Origin of the sequence: Allobranchiibius sp. CTAmp26 (genome assembly GCF_017565405.1) — a bacterium.
GTDB lineage: Bacteria > Actinomycetota > Actinomycetes > Actinomycetales > Dermatophilaceae > Allobranchiibius.
The window spans coordinates 138,030-155,509 of record NZ_JAGEKR010000016.1 but is presented as its reverse complement, the minus strand read 5'-3'; the positions used below and the strand labels follow the sequence as shown (position 1 = coordinate 155,509).

The window sequence follows — 17,480 nt, the reverse complement described above, 5'->3', positions numbered from 1 at the left end:
CTCAGCCGTGCAGCGACTGGCCGGCGGCGGTGGCCTCGCGCAACAGCGGCGAGGGGGTCAGCCCCACCTCGCCGGTCTCGTCGCGCATCGTGGTGAGGACGGCGGCGACCTGCGCAGAACCGACCCGGTCGATCATCGCCAGAGGACCCTCGGGGTAGCCGCACCCAGCTGTCATGGCGGTGTCGATGTCGCTCGCGGTGGCGTATCCGGAGTCCAGCATCCGCACCGCGTCGTTCAGGTGCGGGTAGAGCAGTGCGTCGACGACGCCGCCGGCGCGCAGCCGGCCACCGACCACGACGAAACCGGCCGAGGCCAACGTCGCGCGCAACGACGCGACGTGCGCCGCGCCCGTCGAGCGCAGGATCTCGGCGAGACGCCCACCCTTGGTCGCCGGGTGCACACGCAGGGCCACCACCGTGACGCCGCTGGAGGCAGCCGGCGTCGCCGCGGCACCGCCCGGTGACGCGACGGCCAGGGTGGCGCCGCCGTCCATGGTGGCCAACAGCTCGGCCACCCAGTCGGGACTGGTGTCGCTGGCGAGGATCACCACGTCGATCCCGGCGAGCGAGTCGCGGGCGCCCGCGGTGCTCACCCATTCGACCGACGACGCGCCTCCGCCGCCGATCTGCCCGGCGAGGTCGGACGCCGCAGTCGAGTCGCCGACCACGACGACCTCGGTTGCGGGCGGGCCGTCGGCCTCCACTGGGGCGGGTGTCACGGTGCCGGAGCCCGGCTTCTCGTAGTCGTAGAAGCCGGAGCCGGTCTTGCGCCCCAGTCGCCCTGCGGCGACCAACTGTTGCAACAGGGCGGGCGGCGCGGCAGAAGGGTCGTGGGTGGCGGCGTACAGCACGTCGCAGACCTCCTTGACCACATCGAGCCCGATCAGGTCGGACAGCGTGAGCGGCCCCATCGGGAAGCCGACGCCCACGCGCCCGGCGTCGTCGAGGTCCTCGCGGGTCACGTGGCCGGTCTCGTACGTGCGGATCGCGCGGGCCAGGTAGGTGATCAGGAGCGCGTTGGCGACGAAGCCCGCGCGGTCGCGTACGACGACGGGTTTCTTACCCAGCCGCTCGGCCAGGCCGCGGACCCGCTCGACGACGGCGTCGTCGCTCAGCACGGTGGTGATGACCTCGACCAGTTTCAGGACGGGCGCGGGGTTGAAGAAATGCATGCCGACGACCCGATCGGGATGCGCTGTGGCGGCTGCGATCTCGGTCAGCGAGAGGCTGGAGGTGTTGGACGCGAGGACGGCATCGGGGCGCACGACCTCGTCCAGCCTGGTGAAGATCGAGGTCTTGATGTCCAACCGTTCGGGCACCGCCTCGATGACCAGGTCGCAGTCGGCGAGCGCGTCGTACTCCGCGGTCCACGTGACTCTGTCGAGGATCTCCTGCTGCTCGTTCTCCTGCAGCCGGCCGCGCGAGACGGCCCGTCCGGTCGAGGACTCCAGGAAGCCGCGGCCGCGATCGGCGAGCTCCTGGCTGCCGTCGACGCCGACGACCCGCAGCCCCGCGCGAGCGAAGACCTCGACGATGCCGGCACCCATGGTGCCCAGCCCGATAACCCCTACCTGTGCGATCTCGCCCGTCATGCGCGCAGTCTCCCAGACCGCGTACTGCCGTTAGGCTGCCGGTCGTGCGCGTCGTCATAGCCCGCTGCAGCGTGGATTACACCGGGAGACTGACCGCCCATCTGCCTCTGGCGACCCGACTGCTGATGGTCAAGGCCGACGGTTCGGTCCTCGTCCACAGCGACGGCGGGTCCTACAAGCCGCTGAACTGGATGTCCCCGCCGTGCTCGATGGCGCAGGTGGACCCCACCGAGGACGAGCGCGAGACCGGCGTGGTGATGACGTGGTCGGTGCAGCACGCGAAGTCCGAGGACCGGCTGCGGGTGCTGATCCACGAGGTGCTGCACGACTCCTCCCACGACCTCGGGGTCGACCCGGGCCTGGTCAAGGACGGCGTCGAGGCGCAGTTGCAGGCGCTGCTCGCCGAGCATATCCACACCCTGGGCGACGGTTACTCGCTAGTGCGCCGCGAGTACCCGACGGCCATCGGGCCGGTCGACATCGTCTGTCGCGACGCGGGCGGTGCCACGGTCGCCGTCGAGATCAAACGCCGCGGCGATATCGACGGCGTCGAGCAGCTCACCCGCTACCTGGAGCTGCTCAACCGCGACCCGCACCTGCACCCGGTGTCCGGGGTCTTCGCCGCGCAGCAGATCAAACCGCAGGCGCGCGTGCTCGCGCAGGACCGCGGGATTCGTTGCGTCACGTTGGATTACGACGCGCTGCGCGGCATCGACGACGCCACCACCCGGCTCTTCTGACCGCATGACAAGCATCGCGGTCGCCGCCCCCAGCCGGTCGGCGACCGACGCGGCGCTCGTGGTCGCGCACGCCGGCGGAAGCGCCGTCGACGCCGCGATCGCCGCGGTGATGGTGGCGTACGTGACCGAGCCCGGCATCGTCAGCGCCCTCGGCGGCGCGTTCGTGAACGTGTGGCCGGCGGACGGCTCGCCGATCGTGATCGACGGCAACTGCGAGATGCCCGGCCGTGGTGTGCCCGGCGAACGCTTCGGCCAGGGGTTGCGAGAGCTGTCGCTGAACTACGCCGGCGGCATCACCGTGTACGCCGGTGCCGGATCCGCCGCGACCCCAGGATCTTTCGCGGCGTTCGCGATGGCACGCGAGCGCTTCGGGCGGGCCTCGCTCGCCGACGTTCTCGCACCCGCGATCACGGCAGCACGCGACGGGTTCGAGCTGGGCTCGGCGAGCGGCAGCTATCTGCAGTTGGTGGGCGACCCGCTCTACGCGTTCGATCCCGTGACGCGGGAGGCCCACTTCCACGACGGCGCGCCGCTCGGCCCGGGTGACATGATGACCAACCCCGACCTTGCGAACACTCTCGAAATCGTCGAGCGCGAGGGCTTTTCGACCCTGTACGACGGCGACCTCGCCGGCGCGGTCGCCGACCACCTGGAGCGCGAGGGCGGCCTGCTGACCAGGGCCGACCTCACGGCGTACGCCGCGGTCGGCCGCCCTGCGAACCGCACCCGTCTGGGCCGCTGGGACGTCGCCACCAACCCACCGCCGTCCATCGGCGGTCCGGTGCTCACCACCATGCTGCGGCTGCTGGCCGAGACCGGCACTGACCCTGCCGCACTGATCGACGTGCAGACCCGCGTGTTGCGCTACCGCGAGGCGCATCTGGACACCGCGGTCGACCTGGCGGCGGCCGGAACCGCACTGTTGAGCAGTGCCACCGACGGTGCGCGCGCCGCCCTGTCGACCAGCGGCGACACCGTGCAGGTGTCCGTGGTCGACGCGACCGGCACCGCGTGCTCGATCACGACGTCGGCCGGATACTCCTCCGGCGTCACGGTGCCCGGCACCGGCCTGATCCTGAACAACTGCCTGGGCGAGCCGGAGCTGAACCGGCTCGGGTTGCACGCGCTGCCGCCCAGCACCCGCATCGCCTCCAACATGGCGCCGACCACCGCACGCAGCGACGACGGCGGCCTGCTCGCCATCGGCAGCCCCGGCGCCGATCGGATCACCTCCGCGCTGATGCAGGTGATGGGCCGTTACTGCCTGGCCGACGCCGACCTGCAGGAGGGCATCGACGCACCGCGGCTGCACGTGCAGCTCGTCGGCGACCGGGAGGTCGTCCAGCACGAACCCGACCCCCGCATCGAGGCGGCGGTGGTCGGTCGGGACGCCGTGGCGCACCCGCCCCGGGCCATGTACTTCGGCGGAGTCGCGGCGGCGTACCGCTCCGGTGACGGTTCGCTCTTCGCAGCGGCCGACCCGCGCCGCGCGGCGGCGACCGCGGTCGGCTGACCCTCGGTCGGCAGTGCCGCAGGTATGCACGAGCGACGCAGGTCTACCTGCGTCACTCGGCCTCGACTGCGCCACTGTCGGGAGCGCGAGGGGGCCGGCCCTGAGAGGATCGGGCCATGGTCATCCTCAGCAGGATCTACACCCGCACCGGCGACGACGGCAGCACCTCGCTCGGCGACTTCAGCCGCACCGGCAAGACCGATCCGCGACTGGTCGCCTTCGCCGACGTCGACGAGGCCAACTCCTGCATCGGCGTGGCGGTCGCGGCAGGTGGGCTGCGCGCGGACCTGACCACGATGCTGCGCCGTATCCAGAACGATCTGTTCGACGTCGGCGCCGACCTCTGTACGCCGCTCGTGGCCGACCCCGAGCACCCGCCACTGCGCGTACAGGCCGCCTGGGTCGACGAGCTGGAGGCCGACTGCGACCGGCTGAACGAGGAGCTGGAGACGCTGCGCTCGTTCATCCTGCCCGGGGGATCGGTGGGGGCAGCCCACCTGCACCTGGCGCGGACCGTCGCCCGGCGCGCCGAACGCTCTACCTGGGCCGCGATCGCGGAGTACGGCGACGGCGAGGCCTCCGCGGACAGCGGCGAGCCGGGTGGGGTCAACCCGCTCACCGCGCGCTATCTCAACCGGCTCTCGGACCTGCTCTTCCTCGCCGCCCGCACCGCGAACCTCGAGCGTGGCGGCGACGTCCAGTGGACCCCGGGCGGCGGTCGCTGACTCCCCGAGTGGCATACCTATGTTTCGAGTGCACCCCGTAGGACTGTGCCACTCGACATATATGTATGCCACTCGGCGAAGGGCGGATCAGCCGAGGACGGCCCAGCCGTGCGGGTCGACCACGAGGTGCCCGTCGCCCGGGTGGGATGCCGAACCCGCCTGCAACGACAGCCCGTCCGCGTCGATGGTGTAGCCGTCGTCGCTCAGGTTGAGCGCGACGCGCAGCCGTTCGCCGCCGTCGCCGGTCGCGTCGTAGACCATCGTCGCGTTGGCCAGCTCGACCACCGAGGTGTGGGCGGAGTGCAGCCACGGGTGGCGTCGGCGCAGTCCGATCAGCTCTTGGTGCAGCCGTAGCGTCGGCTCCCCGAGCGGCGAGAGGTCCTCCGGGTGCGCGGGCAGTGCGGGCCGGATCTCGTCGTCTCCCCCCACGCGCTCCTCCTTCACGCCGCGGAAGGCCTGCTCGTCGCCGTAGTAGATGCTCGGCGTACCCCCGACCGTCAGCAGCACGACCACGGCGTGCGCGACGTGGCGCTCGTCGGTGATCTGGCTGGCGATGCGGGTGACGTCGTGGTTACCGACGAAGGTGAGCGGCACGAAGGTGTCGAGGAAGTCGTCGTGCCGCTGCAGCGCGGCGGCCAGCTCGAAGAGGTTCCCATCGTGCACCGAGCTCCAGATCGCCTTCCACAGCTCGTACTGGGTGACCGCGTCCATCCCCGATTCGCGCACGATGCCCGGGTAGTCGCCGTGGATGACCTCGCCCACGACGTACGCGTCGGGGTGGGTCTCGCGCACGGCGGGCAGCACCCGGGACCAGAAGGAGGGCGGCACGGCGTACGCCGCGTCCAGTCGCCAGCCGTCCGCGCCGCGGTCCAGCCAGTGCCGCATCACGTCGGTGACCATCTCGGCGACGGCCGGCGAGGAGTGGTCCAGCGCGACCAGTTGGGAGTGCCCCTCGAAGTCGTCGTACTCCGGCGGGCCGTCGGCACCGGAGGGCCAGCGCAGCCGGAACCACCCGGCGTACGGCGAGTCGGCACCGCGGGCGAGCACGTCCTGGAACGCCGGGTGGTCCCGCCCGACGTGGTTGAAGACCCCGTCGAGCAGCACCCGCACTCCGCGGGCGTGCGCCGCCGCGACGAGGGCGTCGAAGTCCGCGTCGGTGCCGAGCCGCTCGTCGATGCTGAGGTAGTCGGTGGTGTCGTACCCGTGGGTGCTGGACCGGAAGATCGGTCCCAGCGCGATGCCGGACGCGCCGAGTGCGAGGACGTAGTCGAGCCAGTCACCGATCCGGGCGAACGCCGGCGTCGGCTCCCGCGATGCGCCGGTCGTGTCGGCACCCGCCACACCGAGGGGGTAGGTCTGCCACCAGACGACGTGCTCGACCCACGCGGGCTCAGGCACCCTCACGCGACGTCGGCGTGGATGCCGGGCGGTGCGGATTCGGACCAGGAGCGCAGCGCCGTGTAGTCGGCGTTGTTCATCGCGATCTCGAACGTCCGGTCGTCGATCCGGCAGGTGACCCGCACCGGATCGGTCAGCACCATCGAGGAGTTCTTGGGCGCGGGCCGCGGCGGGCCGAGCTCGAGGTCGCCACGCCGCCAGACCTGCGAGGGACGCACCGACATGCTGCGCATCCCGTACCAGCGCACACTCGAGGTGGACACCTGGGCCTGGCCGAGTCGGAAGTGCGGCCCCTTCTGCACGGCGACCAGGTAGGCGGTGTGGCCACGCCCGATCGACCGGTTGCGCAGCACGAACGCGACGACGGCAACCGCTAGCAGGGCCAGCAACACCCCCAGACCGAACGCGACCAGCTCACTGGACTGCAGGAAGCTCTTGCTCACGAGACTGGGCGTCCTGCGGATCGATGCGCCGGCTCAGAAGTCGGAGGCGTCGACGGTCTCGGCGACGACGGTCACCTTGTCGTTGTCGACCGATACGAAGCCACCGTCGATCTTGGCGACCCGACGCTGTCCGTCAGCGGGATCGATGCGCACCTCGCCGTCGACGAGCACCGACAGCAACGGCGCGTGACCGGGCAGGATCCCGAGCTCGCCCTCGGTGGTCCGAGCGCTCACCCCGTTCGCCTCGCCTTCCCAGACCAGACGGTCGGCGGCGACAAGTTGGACGTCGAGTGGGGCCACGGTAGAACTCCTTGGTCGGGCGCCGGCGATGGATGGCATCGCGCAGGCGCCGGCCGGGTGCGTCGGACGAGCCCAAGCCTACCGGGTACCCACCGGCTTCGAACCGGCCTGTCCCTCGATCCCGCGCCTCCGGCGGATACCATCGCCGGGTGCCGATCCCGTTGACCACCGCGCTCGGCAAGGTCGTCCGTCGCGCCGCACTCGCGCGCGGAGGGGGCTCCGCCTTCCCCGGCCTGTTCGTCGAGCGTCTCGACCCGTCGTACGTACGCCGGGTGCTCGCCACCCTGCCCCGCGGCGTGGTCGTCGTCAGCGGTACGAACGGCAAGACGACCACCACCAAGATCGTGGTGGATCTGCTGGAGTCGCAAGGCCTTCGGGTCTTCACCAACCGCACCGGCAGCAACTTCGTACGCGGTGTCGCGGCTGCGCTGCTCGGTGCGGTCGACCTGCGAGGCCACCTGCCGGCCGACATCGCGGTCCTGGAGCTCGACGAGGCGCACGCCGTGCACTTCGTCAAGGAGGTCGCGCCCCGCTACTCGCTGCTGCTCAACGTGATGCGCGACCAGTTGGACCGGTTCGGTGAGATCGACCACACCGCGCGCATGCTGCAGTCGATCGCCCGCGCCACCACCGACGCCGTCGTGGTCAACCGCGACGACCCCCGGCTCGGTGCGCAGGCCTTCGCCGAGGGGATCGTCGGCCCCGCGCTGCGCAGTTACGGCACGAGCATCGAGGTGTCGGCGCGCTTCCCCTCCGACGACAACCTGTACGGCGGCTCGGAGGGTGCGCCGCACCCCGCCCCCGCCGTCTATGTCGACGACACCCAACTGGACTCCTTCGAAGGCGATCGCGCGCAGATCTCCTATGCCGGCGGCGCGCACAGCGCCCGCCTGATGCTGACCGGCGTCTACAACGTGCTGAACGCGACGGCGGCGATCGCCCTCACCCGGGCGGTGCTCGGCGACGATCTGCGCGAGCCGCAGATGCTCGAGGCGCTCTCCAAGGTGCGACCGGCGTTCGGTCGCGGCGAGACCCTGCAGATCGACGGGCAGACGTGCGCCATGGTGCTTGTGAAGAACCCGGCGGGCTTCCGGCTCGCGCTCTCGTCGTACGACCCGGCCGATACCGCCACGATGATCGCGATCAACGACAACTACGCCGACGGGCGTGACATGAGCTGGCTCTGGGACGTCGACTTCGGGTCGCTGCGCGCCGGCGGGGTCACGACGGTCGGCGGCGTCCGCGCGTACGACATGGCGCTGCGCCTGCAGTACGACGACGTGCCGGTCGGCGGCGTGACCCCCGACCCGGAGCGCGCCCTGGAGGAGTTCCTGGGCGCGACCACTGGTCAGGACAAGCGCATCTACTGCACGTACACGGCCATGCTGGCCATCCGCAAGGTGCTCGGCACCAAGGGCGCGCTGGACAAGGTGATCGCGTGATGAGCAGGCCGGTCCGCATCCTGCAGCTCTATCCGCGGGACATGAACATCTACGGCGACTGGGGCAACACCCTGGTGCTGAAGCAGCGCCTCACCTGGCACGGGTACGACCCGCAGATCCTCGACTACAACCCCGGGGATGCCTTCCCCGACGACGTCGACCTGATCGTCGGCGGCGGTGGGCAGGACAGCGGGCAGGGGGTCATCGTGGACGACCTGCAAGGGCTCGGCCCGCGCCTGCACAGCCTGGCTGGCAACGGCGTGCCGATGCTCGTGGTCTGCGGCCTCTACCAGCTCTTCGGCCATCACTTCGACACCGTCGACGGCCGGCGGTTGCCAGGGATCGGGCTGCTCGACGTGCACACCGTCGGCGGCACGACCCGTCTGATCGGCAACATCACCACCCGCCATCCCGACGTCGGGGACCTGGTGGGGTATGAGAACCACAGCGGCAAGACCTATCTCGGCGCGGGCGCCCAGCCGCTCGCGACCGTCGTCCAAGGGGCCGGCAACAACGGCGAGGACGGCACCGAGGGCGCGCAGCACCACCATGTGCTCGGCACCTACCTGCACGGTTCGGTGCTGCCCAAGAATCCCCGCCTCGCCGACCTGCTGCTCGAGCAGGCCGTCCGCAACCGGTACGGCGAGTTCGCCCCCGGCGCCATCGATGACCGGTACGCCGACCAGGCCCGCCGCGTCGCGATGACCCGCCCTCGCTGACGTCCCGTGACCCTCAGCCTCCTCGGCGCGCTCGCGGCCGCGATCGCGTACGGCGCCGCGACCATCCTGCAGGCGATCGCCGTACGCCGCCTGTCGGCGCTGCCGCCGGAACCGGGCTGGCGGGCTCGGGTGCCGGGCGTCGCGATGTATGTCTGGGGGCTGATCCTGGACCTGGTCGGCTTCGCCTTGTCGGCGGCCGCCCTGCGCACGCTGCCGCTCTTCCTCGTCGAGTCCGCCGTCGCCTCGTCCGTCGCGATCACCGCCGTGCTCGCCGTGCTCTTCCTCGGAGTCCGACTGCAGCGCCGGGAGATCGGCGCTCTGATCGGGGTGGTGGTCGGCCTCGCGCTTCTCGCCGTCAGCGCGCATGAGGGACCGGCCCGGCACGTCGGTCATCTCGCCGGATGGCTGCTCCTGGCGGCCGCCGTCCTGGTCGCGGCCCTGCTGGTCACGGGCTGGTACGCCGTCGCGGATGCCGGAGCCTCCGCGCTCACGCTCGCCACGGCGTCCGGTGTCGGATTCGGCATGCTCGGGGTCGCTGCGCGCGTGCTGCACCTCCCCCACCACTGGTGGGGGTTCTTCACCGAGCCGGTGTTCTGGGCGCTGATCGCCCACGGTGTCCTGGCCGCCGTCTCCTATGGGCTGGCGCTCGACCGCGGCCGCACCACCACCGTCGCCGCCGTCACGTTCGCCGTCGAGACGGTGCTGCCGGCCGCCATCGGCCTGACCCTGCTGGGCGACGGGGTACGCCGGCATCTCGCGGTCGTAGCGGTCCTGGGCTTCGTGGTCACGCTCGGCAGCTGCCTGGCGCTCGCGAGCCGCGCCGAACCCGACCCCGGCTGAGGCGCTCTCCTACCCGGATCCGACGGTGGTGCAGGTTTGCGTCGTTGGCGGACAGTTTGCGTCCGTGGTGCCGGTTTGCGTTCGTGGCCAGTGCTGCAGCCCTGGCCGCAGACGCAAAACCCCCACCTCGACCCCTACTGGGCCGCGCGCCGATCCGCGTACGGCGCTCGGCACACCCGCCCGGACGCCGGAACGGCCACCCGGGGGTACCGGATGGCCGTTCTCGGTGGAGCGGGTCGAACGAGAGCGATCAGTCGCCCTGCTCGTGCAGTTCCTTGGCGCGACGCTCGACGTCCTCGAGGCCACCACACATGAAGAACGCCTGCTCGGGGGTGTCGTCGTAGTCGCCGTCGGCGATCTTGGTGAAGCCCTCGATCGTCTCCGACAGCGGCACGGTCGAACCCTCGATGCCGGTGAACTGCTTGGCGACGTAGGTGTTCTGGGACAGGAAGCGCTGGATCCGGCGGGCCCGGTTCACCAGCACCTTGTCCTCTTCGGACAGCTCGTCGATACCGAGGATCGCGATGATGTCCTGCAGCTCGCGGTTGCGCTGCAGGATCCCCTTGATCCGGACGGCCGTGTCGTAGTGGTCCTGCTCGATGTAGCGCGGGTCCAGGATGCGCGAACTGGAGCTCAGCGGGTCCACCGCGGGGTAGATACCCATGGAGGCGATGTCACGCGAGAGCTCGGTCGTGGCGTCCAGGTGCGCGAACGTCGTCGCGGGCGCCGGGTCGGTGTAGTCGTCGGCCGGCACGTAGATCGCCTGCATGGAGGTGATCGAGTGACCGCGGGTGGAGGTGATGCGCTCCTGCAGCACACCCATCTCGTCGGCCAGCGTCGGCTGGTAACCCACCGCGGACGGCATCCGGCCGAGCAGCGTGGAGACCTCGGAGCCGGCCTGGGTGAACCGGAAGATGTTGTCGATGAAGAGCAGCACGTCCTGGTTCTGCTCGTCGCGGAAGTACTCCGCCATCGTCAGCGCGGACAGCGCCACGCGCAGGCGGGTGCCCGGCGGCTCGTCCATCTGACCGAAGACGAGGGCGGTCTGGCCGAGCACTCCGGCCTCTTCCATCTCGACCATGAGGTCGTTGCCCTCACGGGTGCGCTCGCCGACACCGGCGAACACCGAGACACCACCGTGGTCGCGGGCGACGCGGGCGATCATCTCCTGGATCAGCACGGTCTTGCCGACACCGGCACCACCGAAGAGGCCGATCTTGCCGCCCTGCACGTACGGGGTGAGCAGGTCGATGACCTTGATGCCGGTCTCGAACATCTGGGTCTTGGACTCCAGCTGGTCGAACGCCGGCGAGCGGCGGTGGATGCCCCAGCGCTCGGTGATGTCGAGCTTCTCGCCGTCCTTGAGGTTCAGGCAGTCACCGGTGGCGTTGAAGACCTTGCCGAGGGTGACGTCGCCGACGGGCACGCTGATCGGGCCGCCGGTGTCCTGCACCGGGGCGCCGCGGACGACACCGTCGGTCGGCTGCAACGAGATGGCCCGGACCATGTTGTCGCCGATGTGCTGGGCGACCTCGAGGTTGACGTGGGTCTTGCCCTCGCCCTCGATGTTCTCGCCGGTGAGGTCGACCTCGAGGGTCAGCAGGTTGTAGATCTCGGGCATCGAGTCGACCGAGAACTCCACGTCGACGACGGGCCCGATGACGCGGGCGATCCGGCCGACGCCGCCCGCCTCAGGGGCGGTCTGGTCCTTCTCTGGGGTGGCAACTGTGCTCATCTGTTCAGTCCTTCGTCGTAGCCGGGGTCAGCTGGCGTCTTCGAGTGCGCTGGCCCCGCCAACGATCTCGCTGATCTCTTGGGTGATCTCCGCCTGGCGCGCCTGGTTGGCGAGGCGGGAGTAGGTCTTGATGAGTTCTTCGGCGTTGTCCGTCGCGGACTTCATCGCGCGCTGACGGGCGGCCAGCTCGGACGCGGCCGACTGCAGCAGGGCGTTGAAGATGCGCGCCGTCACGTACTTCGGCAGCAGCGCGTCGAGGACCTGCTCGGCGCTCGGCTCGAACTCGTAGAGGGGGGCGACGGCATCTGCCTGACCGTCGCCATCGACGTCGTCGGAGTCGCTGATCTCCAGCGGCAGCAGGCGCAGCACCACCGGCTCCTGCACGACCATGTTCTGGAAGCGCGTGTAGACCAGGTGCACCTCGTCGATGCCGCCGTTCTCGGAGCCCTTGCGGAAGTCCTCCACGACGCGCTCGCCGATCTCGCGGGCCATCTCGAAGGTGGGGCTGTCGGAGAAGCCCTCCCAGCTCTCCACCGACTCGCGACGGCGGAACCGGTAGTAGCCGATCGCCTTGCGGCCGAGGAGGTAGGACGAGATCTGCTTGCCCTCGCCGGTGAGCCGTTCGACCAGCTCGGCGCTCTTCTTCAGCGCGTTGACCGAGTACGCGCCCGCGAGCCCGCGGTCGCTGGTGAAGATCACGACACCGGCGTTCTGGGGGTTGTCACGCTCGGTGGTGAGCACGTGATCGGTGTTGGAGTGGGTCGCCACGGCCGAGCACGCACGGGTCAGCGCCAGCGCGTACGGCGTCGACTTGTTGACGGCCTGCCGCGCTTTGACCACCCGGGACGCGGCGATGAGCTCCATCGCGCGGGTGATCTTCTTGGTGGACTGCACCGAGCGGATGCGCTGTCGGTAGACCCGCATTTGCCCTGCCATGAGTGCCCTTCCGTTGTGGTGATCGAGAACGTGAGTGAGGCTGTCCCGGTACGCCGCGGCGCGGCGTACCGGGAAGGCTGCTCAGTCCTGCTTGCTCTTCTGCCGGGCGATCTTCGCCTGGTCGACCTCGTTGCTGTCGATCTCGTCGTGCGACTCGGCGCCGGCTCCGCTCTTCTTCTTGCCGCCCTCGAACTGCTGCTTGAACTTCGTGATCGCCGACTCCAGCGCACTGCGGCTGTCGTCGTCGAACTTCAGCGTCTCGCGGATCGAGTCGAGGGTGCCCTTGTCCTCGCGGCGCAGGTAGTCCAGGAACTCCCGCTCGAAGCGGCCGACGTCCTCCGGCTCGATGTCGTCGACCTGACCGGTCGTACCGGCCCAGATGCTGACGACCTGGTCCTCCACGGGGTACGGCGCGTTCTGCGGCTGCCGGAACAGCTGCATGAGCCGCTCACCGCGGGCCAGTTGCCGGCGCGAGGCCGCGTCCAGGTCGGAGGCGAACATCGCGAAGGCCTGCATCTCGCGGTACTGCGCGAGGTCGACCTTGATCGATCCGGTGACCGCCTTCAGCGCCTTGGTCATGGCCGCGCCACCGACGCGGGAGACCGACACACCGACGTCCACGGCGGGACGTTGGTTGGAGTTGAAGAGGTCGGCCTGCAGGTAGATCTGGCCGTCGGTGATGGAGATGACGTTGGTCGGGATGTACGCCGAGACGTCACCGGCCTTGGTCTCGATGATCGGCAGACCGGTCATCGAGCCCGCGCCCAGCTCGTCGGACAGCTTGGCGCAGCGCTCCAGCAGGCGGCTGTGCAGGTAGAACACGTCGCCGGGGTAGGCCTCGCGGCCCGGCGGGCGACGCAGCAGCAGCGACACGGCGCGGTAGGCCTCGGCCTGCTTGGACAGGTCGTCGAAGACGATCAGGACGTGCTTGCCGTCGTACATCCAGTGCTGGCCGATGGCCGAGCCGGTGTACGGCGCGAGGTACTTGAAGCCGGCCGGCTCACCCGCGGAGGCGTTGACGATGGTGGTGTACTCCATCGCACCGGCCTCCTCCAGTGCGCCGCGGACCTCCGCGACGGTGGAGTTCTTCTGACCGATGGCCACATAGATGCAGCGGACCTGCTTCTCCGGGTCGCCGGACTCCCAGTTGGCCTTCTGGTTGATGATCGTGTCGGTCGCGATCGCGGTCTTGCCGGTCTTGCGGTCACCGATGATCAGCTGGCGCTGGCCGCGGCCGATAGGGGTCATCGCGTCGATGGCCTTGATGCCGGTCATCAGCGGCTGGTGCACCGACTTGCGCTCCACCACCGAGGGAGCCTGCAGCTCCAGGGCGCGGCGCGCGTCGGGCTTGATGTCTCCGAGGCCGTCGATGGGGTGACCGAGCGGGTCGATGACCCGGCCGAGGAACGCGTCGCCGACGGGCACGGAGAGCACCTCTCCGGTCCGCTTGACCTCCTGGCCCTCCTCGATGCCGTCGAACTCACCGAGCACGACGACGCCGATCTCGTGCACGTCGAGGTTCAGTGCCAGACCCAGCGTGCCGTCCTCGAAGCGGAGCAGCTCGTTGGTCATGGCGGAGGGCAGACCCTCCACGTGGGCGATGCCGTCGCTGGCGTCGCTCACCCGGCCGACCTCTTCGCGGGCCGCGGCGCCGGGCTCGTAGGAGGAGACGTACCCCTCCAGCGCGTCCCGGATCTCGTCTGCGCGGATCGAGAGCTCCGTCATCTTCTTCTCCTTCGTGTCGGCCGCTGCGGCCGGTCAAGCATGGGCTGTCAGTTCAAGGTGACCGGCGTACGCCGGTCGGCGTGCGTCAGCGCGACATCAACCGTCGTGCTTCGTCCAGTCGATTCGCGAGGCTGCCGTCGATGACCTCGTCGCCGACCAGCACCCGGACGCCGCCGACGACCTGCGGGTCGACGATGACGTTGACCTGCACCTCGCGGCGGTAGATCTCCGTCAGCGCGCCGGCCAGCCGCTGCCGCTGGTCCTCGTCCAACGGGTGGGCGACGAACGCGGTGGCGGTCAGCTGCTCGCGCAACCGTGCCGCCGAGGCGACGTAGGAATCCAGGACGCGCTCGTAGCGCTGCCCTCGGGGGTGGTCGGCGGCCTGCCGTGCGAGCAGCTCGGTCTCGGGCGCGACCTTGCCGTCGAGCAGCGTGCGCACGAGGCCGCTCTTGTCCTCGCCGCTGCGCTGCGAATCAGTCATCGCGTCACGCAGCTCGGGGTTGCCTGCCACGGTCCGCTCGAAGCGGAAGAGTTCGTCCTCCACCTGATCGATCCGCCCGGCGCGCTCGGCGCCGGTCAGAACGGCCTCGACGGCGAGACCGGCGGCAGCGTCGGCCAGGTCGCGCTCGGCCGCCCAGCGCTTGCTCGCGAGGGCCCGGACGACGGCCAGCGTCTGGTCGCCGACCTTGCCGCCGAAGAGGCGGTCGGCGAGACCGGTCTTCGCGTCGTCCCCAGCCGACGGGTCGGCCAGGGCACGGCGCAGTGAGGCGCTGCTGTCGAGCACCGAGGTCACAGCGAAGAGTTGCTCGCCCACGGTGGTCGCGTCCGCGTCGTTGCCGTCGCCCGACAGCTGCTCGCGCAGCGTGCCCCGGACGGCGGCGTACGACGCTCGCGAACTTCCGTCCATCAGTTGCCCGCCCCAGCGTCCGGAGTGCCGGTGGACCCGACCTTCTCCGGCTTCACGTCACCGGACTCCAGGTCTGCGAGGAACCGGTCGACGATCCCACGGCGACGGGTTTCGTCGTCGAGGGATTCACCGACGATGCGGCTGGCGAGGTTGGTCGAGATGGCCCCGACCTCGCTGCGCAGCTGCACCGACGCCTGCTGGCGCTCGGCCTCGGTCTGCTTGTGCGCGGAGGCGACGATGCGCTCGGCCTCCGTGCCTGCCTGCTCCCGAGCCTCGGCGATGATCGTCGCGCCCTGGGCCTTGGCGTCCTCGCGGATCCGGGACGCCTCCGCACGGGCGTGCGTCAGCTGCTCCTCGTACTTCTGCTTGGCAGCGGCGGCCTGAGCCTGCGCTTCCTCTGCCTGCGCCATGCCGCCCTCGATCGCGGCGGTGCGCTCGTCGTACATCTGCTCCAGTCGCGGCACGACGAACTTGGCGTAGAGGGCGTAGATGACGGCGAACGCGATGATCCCGATGATCAGTTCCGCGTAATGCGGAACGATCACGTGACCGGCTTGGGCCCAGGGGCTCTCCGCGGTGACCTGCGTTGGAATGTGCACGGCTTAGTCCTTCTGTCCGCGTATCGGGCTATTGACGTACGTCGAGGTGTTCGCCTCGATCAGGTGAAGACGAAACCGAAGACCAGACCCAGCAGCGCGAGCGCCTCGGCGAGTGCGAAGCCGATGAAGGCGATGGTCTGCAGCTGACCGCGGACCTCCGGCTGACGGGCCACACCGTTGATGTATGCCGCGAAGATCAGGCCGATGCCGATCCCGGGGCCGATCGCGGAGAGGCCGTAGCCGACGATCGAGAGACTGCCCTTCATGGTGTTTCCTTTCGTTGGCGAGTCGACTCGGATGTCGACACGTCGGACGTGTGAAAGTCGGGGTGGAGACTCAGTGCTCTTCGGCCAGGGCGCCGGCGATGTAGATCGCCGCCAGCATGGTGAAGATGAAGGCCTGCAGGAATTCGATGACCAGCTCGAAGAGGGTCATCACGATCGTGAAGAGGAAGGACACCACACCGGCGCCACGGATCCCGATGTTGCCGCCGTGCAGGAGCATGTACTCCCCTCCGACCGTGAACACCAGCAGCAGCAGGTGGCCCGCCAGCATGTTGCCGAAGAGTCGCAGGGCGAGCGTCAGCGGACGGGTGATGAAGAACGTCACCAGCTCGAGGAGGTAGACGAACCAGCCGATCCACCACGGGATGCCCGGCGGCATGATCGACTTCATGTAGGGCCCGACGCCACCCTTGGAGCGGATTCCCACCACGTGGTAGGCCACGTAGACGATCAGGGCCGCCACGATCGGGAAGGCGATCCGGCTGAAGGTCGGGAACTGCACGAACGGGATGATGCCCCCGAGGTTGTTCACGAGGATGACCGTGAACAAGGTGAAGAGCAGGGGCAGGAACCGGCGGAAGTCCTTGCTGCCGATAACGTCGCGGCCGATGGTGTCGCGCACGAAGCCATAGACGAGCTCGGCCTTGAACTGCCGCTTGCTCGGCACGACCTCCAGCTTCCGGCTGACGCTGACGAAGAACCAGCCGAGCAGTCCCACCGAGAGGATGAGGACCAGGGCCGGGCGGGTGAACGCGAAAGCGCCCTGACCGACGAGCGGCTGCCAGAAGTCGGCGACGCCGGGAGCCTTGAAGCCGCCGTCTGCGGCGACCGCCGCGTGAGGGGCGGCGGCGGCAGCGAGTGTCGCGCTCACAGAATCTCCTTCGTCGTCATGGATTCAGCAACTGTCCAGCTTGTGGTGCCACCTTCTGATGCGATTGACAGCACGCACCAGGGTGGCGAAGGACGGTAGTGGCTCACGGATGCGCCAGTCTGCGCGAAATCCGGCGCCCAGACTACCCGACCCCGTCGACCGTCCTTCACGTCGCTTCACCACCGGCGGATGGTGGGTCGTAGACCGGTCGGCGGCTGCGCAGGAAGCCCAGCACCTGGAAGATCTGCCACACCAGGACGACCACCACGACGCCGATCATCGTCGGCAGAGCGTCGAGGTCGAGCACGGTGGTCGCCGCGAGCATGACCAGCAGCACGAGGATCAACTGGCCGAAGAAGACGGCCATCGCAGCGGCCATGAGGGCCACCGCGTTCACGTCGATCACCTTGCGCATCACCAGCAGACCGGCAGCGAAGAAGACCAGGGCCAGAGCCGCTCCGAAACCTGCGGAGAGACCCGCTCGACCGCCGGCCGCGATCCATGCCACGACGGCGGTCACGACACCGGCTCCGAGGCTCGGCACGAACGCCGTCTTCAGCATGGTGTCGAACGGCGACGGCTGGGCTCGCTCCCCCTGCGCCGGTACGGCGTCAGGCGGGGGCTGCGAGGGCACTGAGTCCGTCATTGGGCTCGCTCTCCTGCCGGATCGTGGGCGTCCGCATCGGTCTCCCGGGGCGTCACGCGAAGGGGC

General features: G+C 69.7%; 18 protein-coding genes. 6 read left to right on the top strand and 12 right to left on the bottom strand.

Going from position 1 to position 17,480, the window contains the following annotated elements; translation table 11 throughout:
- Position 1 precedes the first annotated feature (1 nt).
- Positions 2 to 1,591 (bottom strand): 3-hydroxyacyl-CoA dehydrogenase, encoded by a 1,590-nt coding sequence (locus J4030_RS12265; protein ID WP_208049507.1) that lies wholly within the window; start codon positions 1,589 to 1,591, stop codon positions 2 to 4.
- 44 nt (positions 1,592 to 1,635) lie between these two features.
- Between J4030_RS12265 and nucS the strand changes: the two genes are divergently transcribed.
- The 3 genes from nucS (at position 1,636) to J4030_RS12250 (ending at position 4,569) form a co-directional block, all read left to right on the top strand.
- Complete coding sequence (gene nucS / locus J4030_RS12260) at positions 1,636 to 2,331, top strand: endonuclease NucS (RefSeq protein ID WP_208049506.1); 696 nt, start codon at positions 1,636 to 1,638, stop codon at positions 2,329 to 2,331.
- Between the two features lie 4 nt (positions 2,332 to 2,335).
- Entirely contained in the window at positions 2,336 to 3,844 is a 1,509-nt protein-coding gene (locus J4030_RS12255; protein WP_208049505.1) for a gamma-glutamyltransferase, read from the top strand.
- A gap of 116 nt (positions 3,845 to 3,960) precedes the next feature.
- Positions 3,961 to 4,569: a cob(I)yrinic acid a,c-diamide adenosyltransferase gene (locus J4030_RS12250; RefSeq protein WP_208049504.1), complete on the top strand. Its 609-nt coding sequence runs from the start codon at positions 3,961 to 3,963 to the stop codon at positions 4,567 to 4,569.
- 87 nt (positions 4,570 to 4,656) lie between these two features.
- Here the strand turns inward: J4030_RS12250 and J4030_RS12245 are convergent, their stop codons facing one another.
- From J4030_RS12245 to J4030_RS12235, 3 genes are read right to left on the bottom strand one after another with little or no spacing between them, the layout of a single operon-like run.
- Positions 4,657 to 5,967 (bottom strand): alpha-amylase family protein, encoded by a 1,311-nt coding sequence (locus J4030_RS12245; RefSeq protein ID WP_208049503.1) that lies wholly within the window; start codon positions 5,965 to 5,967, stop codon positions 4,657 to 4,659.
- Positions 5,968 to 5,969: 2 nt separating this feature from the next.
- Entirely contained in the window at positions 5,970 to 6,410 is a 441-nt protein-coding gene (locus J4030_RS12240; RefSeq protein ID WP_208049502.1) for a DUF2550 family protein, read from the bottom strand.
- A gap of 33 nt (positions 6,411 to 6,443) precedes the next feature.
- Positions 6,444 to 6,710 carry a F0F1 ATP synthase subunit epsilon gene (locus J4030_RS12235; RefSeq protein ID WP_179482021.1) on the bottom strand — a complete coding sequence of 89 codons (267 nt, stop codon included), beginning with the start codon at positions 6,708 to 6,710 and terminating at the stop codon, positions 6,444 to 6,446.
- 149 nt (positions 6,711 to 6,859) lie between these two features.
- Here J4030_RS12235 and J4030_RS12230 point away from each other — a divergent pair, with 149 nt between their 5' ends.
- Genes J4030_RS12230 through J4030_RS12220 form a run of 3 tightly spaced genes read left to right on the top strand, consistent with a single transcriptional unit; the run spans position 6,860 to position 9,711 of the window.
- Complete coding sequence (locus tag J4030_RS12230) at positions 6,860 to 8,152, top strand: MurT ligase domain-containing protein (RefSeq protein WP_307864678.1); 1,293 nt, start codon at positions 6,860 to 6,862, stop codon at positions 8,150 to 8,152.
- On the top strand, positions 8,152 to 8,871 hold the full coding sequence (locus tag J4030_RS12225) for a type 1 glutamine amidotransferase (protein ID WP_208049500.1): 720 nt from the start codon (positions 8,152 to 8,154) through the stop codon (positions 8,869 to 8,871). Before J4030_RS12230 ends, J4030_RS12225 begins: the two co-directional genes overlap by 1 nt.
- A gap of 6 nt (positions 8,872 to 8,877) precedes the next feature.
- Positions 8,878 to 9,711 (top strand): hypothetical protein, encoded by an 834-nt coding sequence (locus J4030_RS12220; protein WP_208049499.1) that lies wholly within the window; start codon positions 8,878 to 8,880, stop codon positions 9,709 to 9,711.
- 250 nt (positions 9,712 to 9,961) lie between these two features.
- On the opposite strand, the gene atpD is transcribed toward J4030_RS12220, so the two are convergent.
- From atpD to J4030_RS12180, 8 genes are all read right to left on the bottom strand, one after another.
- A complete protein-coding gene (gene atpD / locus J4030_RS12215; protein WP_208049498.1) occupies positions 9,962 to 11,446 on the bottom strand; it encodes a F0F1 ATP synthase subunit beta in 1,485 nt (494 codons plus the stop codon).
- Positions 11,447 to 11,473: 27 nt separating this feature from the next.
- Complete coding sequence (locus tag J4030_RS12210) at positions 11,474 to 12,382, bottom strand: F0F1 ATP synthase subunit gamma (protein WP_208049497.1); 909 nt, start codon at positions 12,380 to 12,382, stop codon at positions 11,474 to 11,476.
- 81 nt (positions 12,383 to 12,463) lie between these two features.
- The gene (atpA, locus tag J4030_RS12205) at positions 12,464 to 14,107 is read right to left on the bottom strand and encodes a F0F1 ATP synthase subunit alpha (protein ID WP_208049496.1); all 1,644 of its coding nucleotides are present in this window, start codon (positions 14,105 to 14,107) and stop codon (positions 12,464 to 12,466) included.
- An 85-nt stretch (positions 14,108 to 14,192) separates the two neighbouring features.
- Positions 14,193 to 15,014, bottom strand: coding sequence for a F0F1 ATP synthase subunit delta (locus J4030_RS12200; protein ID WP_208049495.1), 822 nt, complete (start codon positions 15,012 to 15,014; stop codon positions 14,193 to 14,195).
- On the bottom strand, positions 15,014 to 15,613 hold the full coding sequence (locus tag J4030_RS12195) for a F0F1 ATP synthase subunit B (RefSeq protein WP_307864677.1): 600 nt from the start codon (positions 15,611 to 15,613) through the stop codon (positions 15,014 to 15,016). The genes J4030_RS12200 and J4030_RS12195 overlap by 1 nt, the downstream gene beginning before the upstream one ends.
- A 59-nt stretch (positions 15,614 to 15,672) precedes the next feature.
- Positions 15,673 to 15,879: an ATP synthase F0 subunit C gene (atpE, locus tag J4030_RS12190; RefSeq protein WP_179482036.1), complete on the bottom strand. Its 207-nt coding sequence runs from the start codon at positions 15,877 to 15,879 to the stop codon at positions 15,673 to 15,675.
- Positions 15,880 to 15,949: 70 nt separating this feature from the next.
- Positions 15,950 to 16,768: a F0F1 ATP synthase subunit A gene (gene atpB, locus J4030_RS12185; protein WP_208049494.1), complete on the bottom strand. Its 819-nt coding sequence runs from the start codon at positions 16,766 to 16,768 to the stop codon at positions 15,950 to 15,952.
- A 166-nt stretch (positions 16,769 to 16,934) separates the two neighbouring features.
- The gene (locus tag J4030_RS12180) at positions 16,935 to 17,414 is read right to left on the bottom strand and encodes a hypothetical protein (RefSeq protein WP_208049493.1); all 480 of its coding nucleotides are present in this window, start codon (positions 17,412 to 17,414) and stop codon (positions 16,935 to 16,937) included.
- Between the last annotated feature and the right edge of the window lie 66 nt (positions 17,415 to 17,480).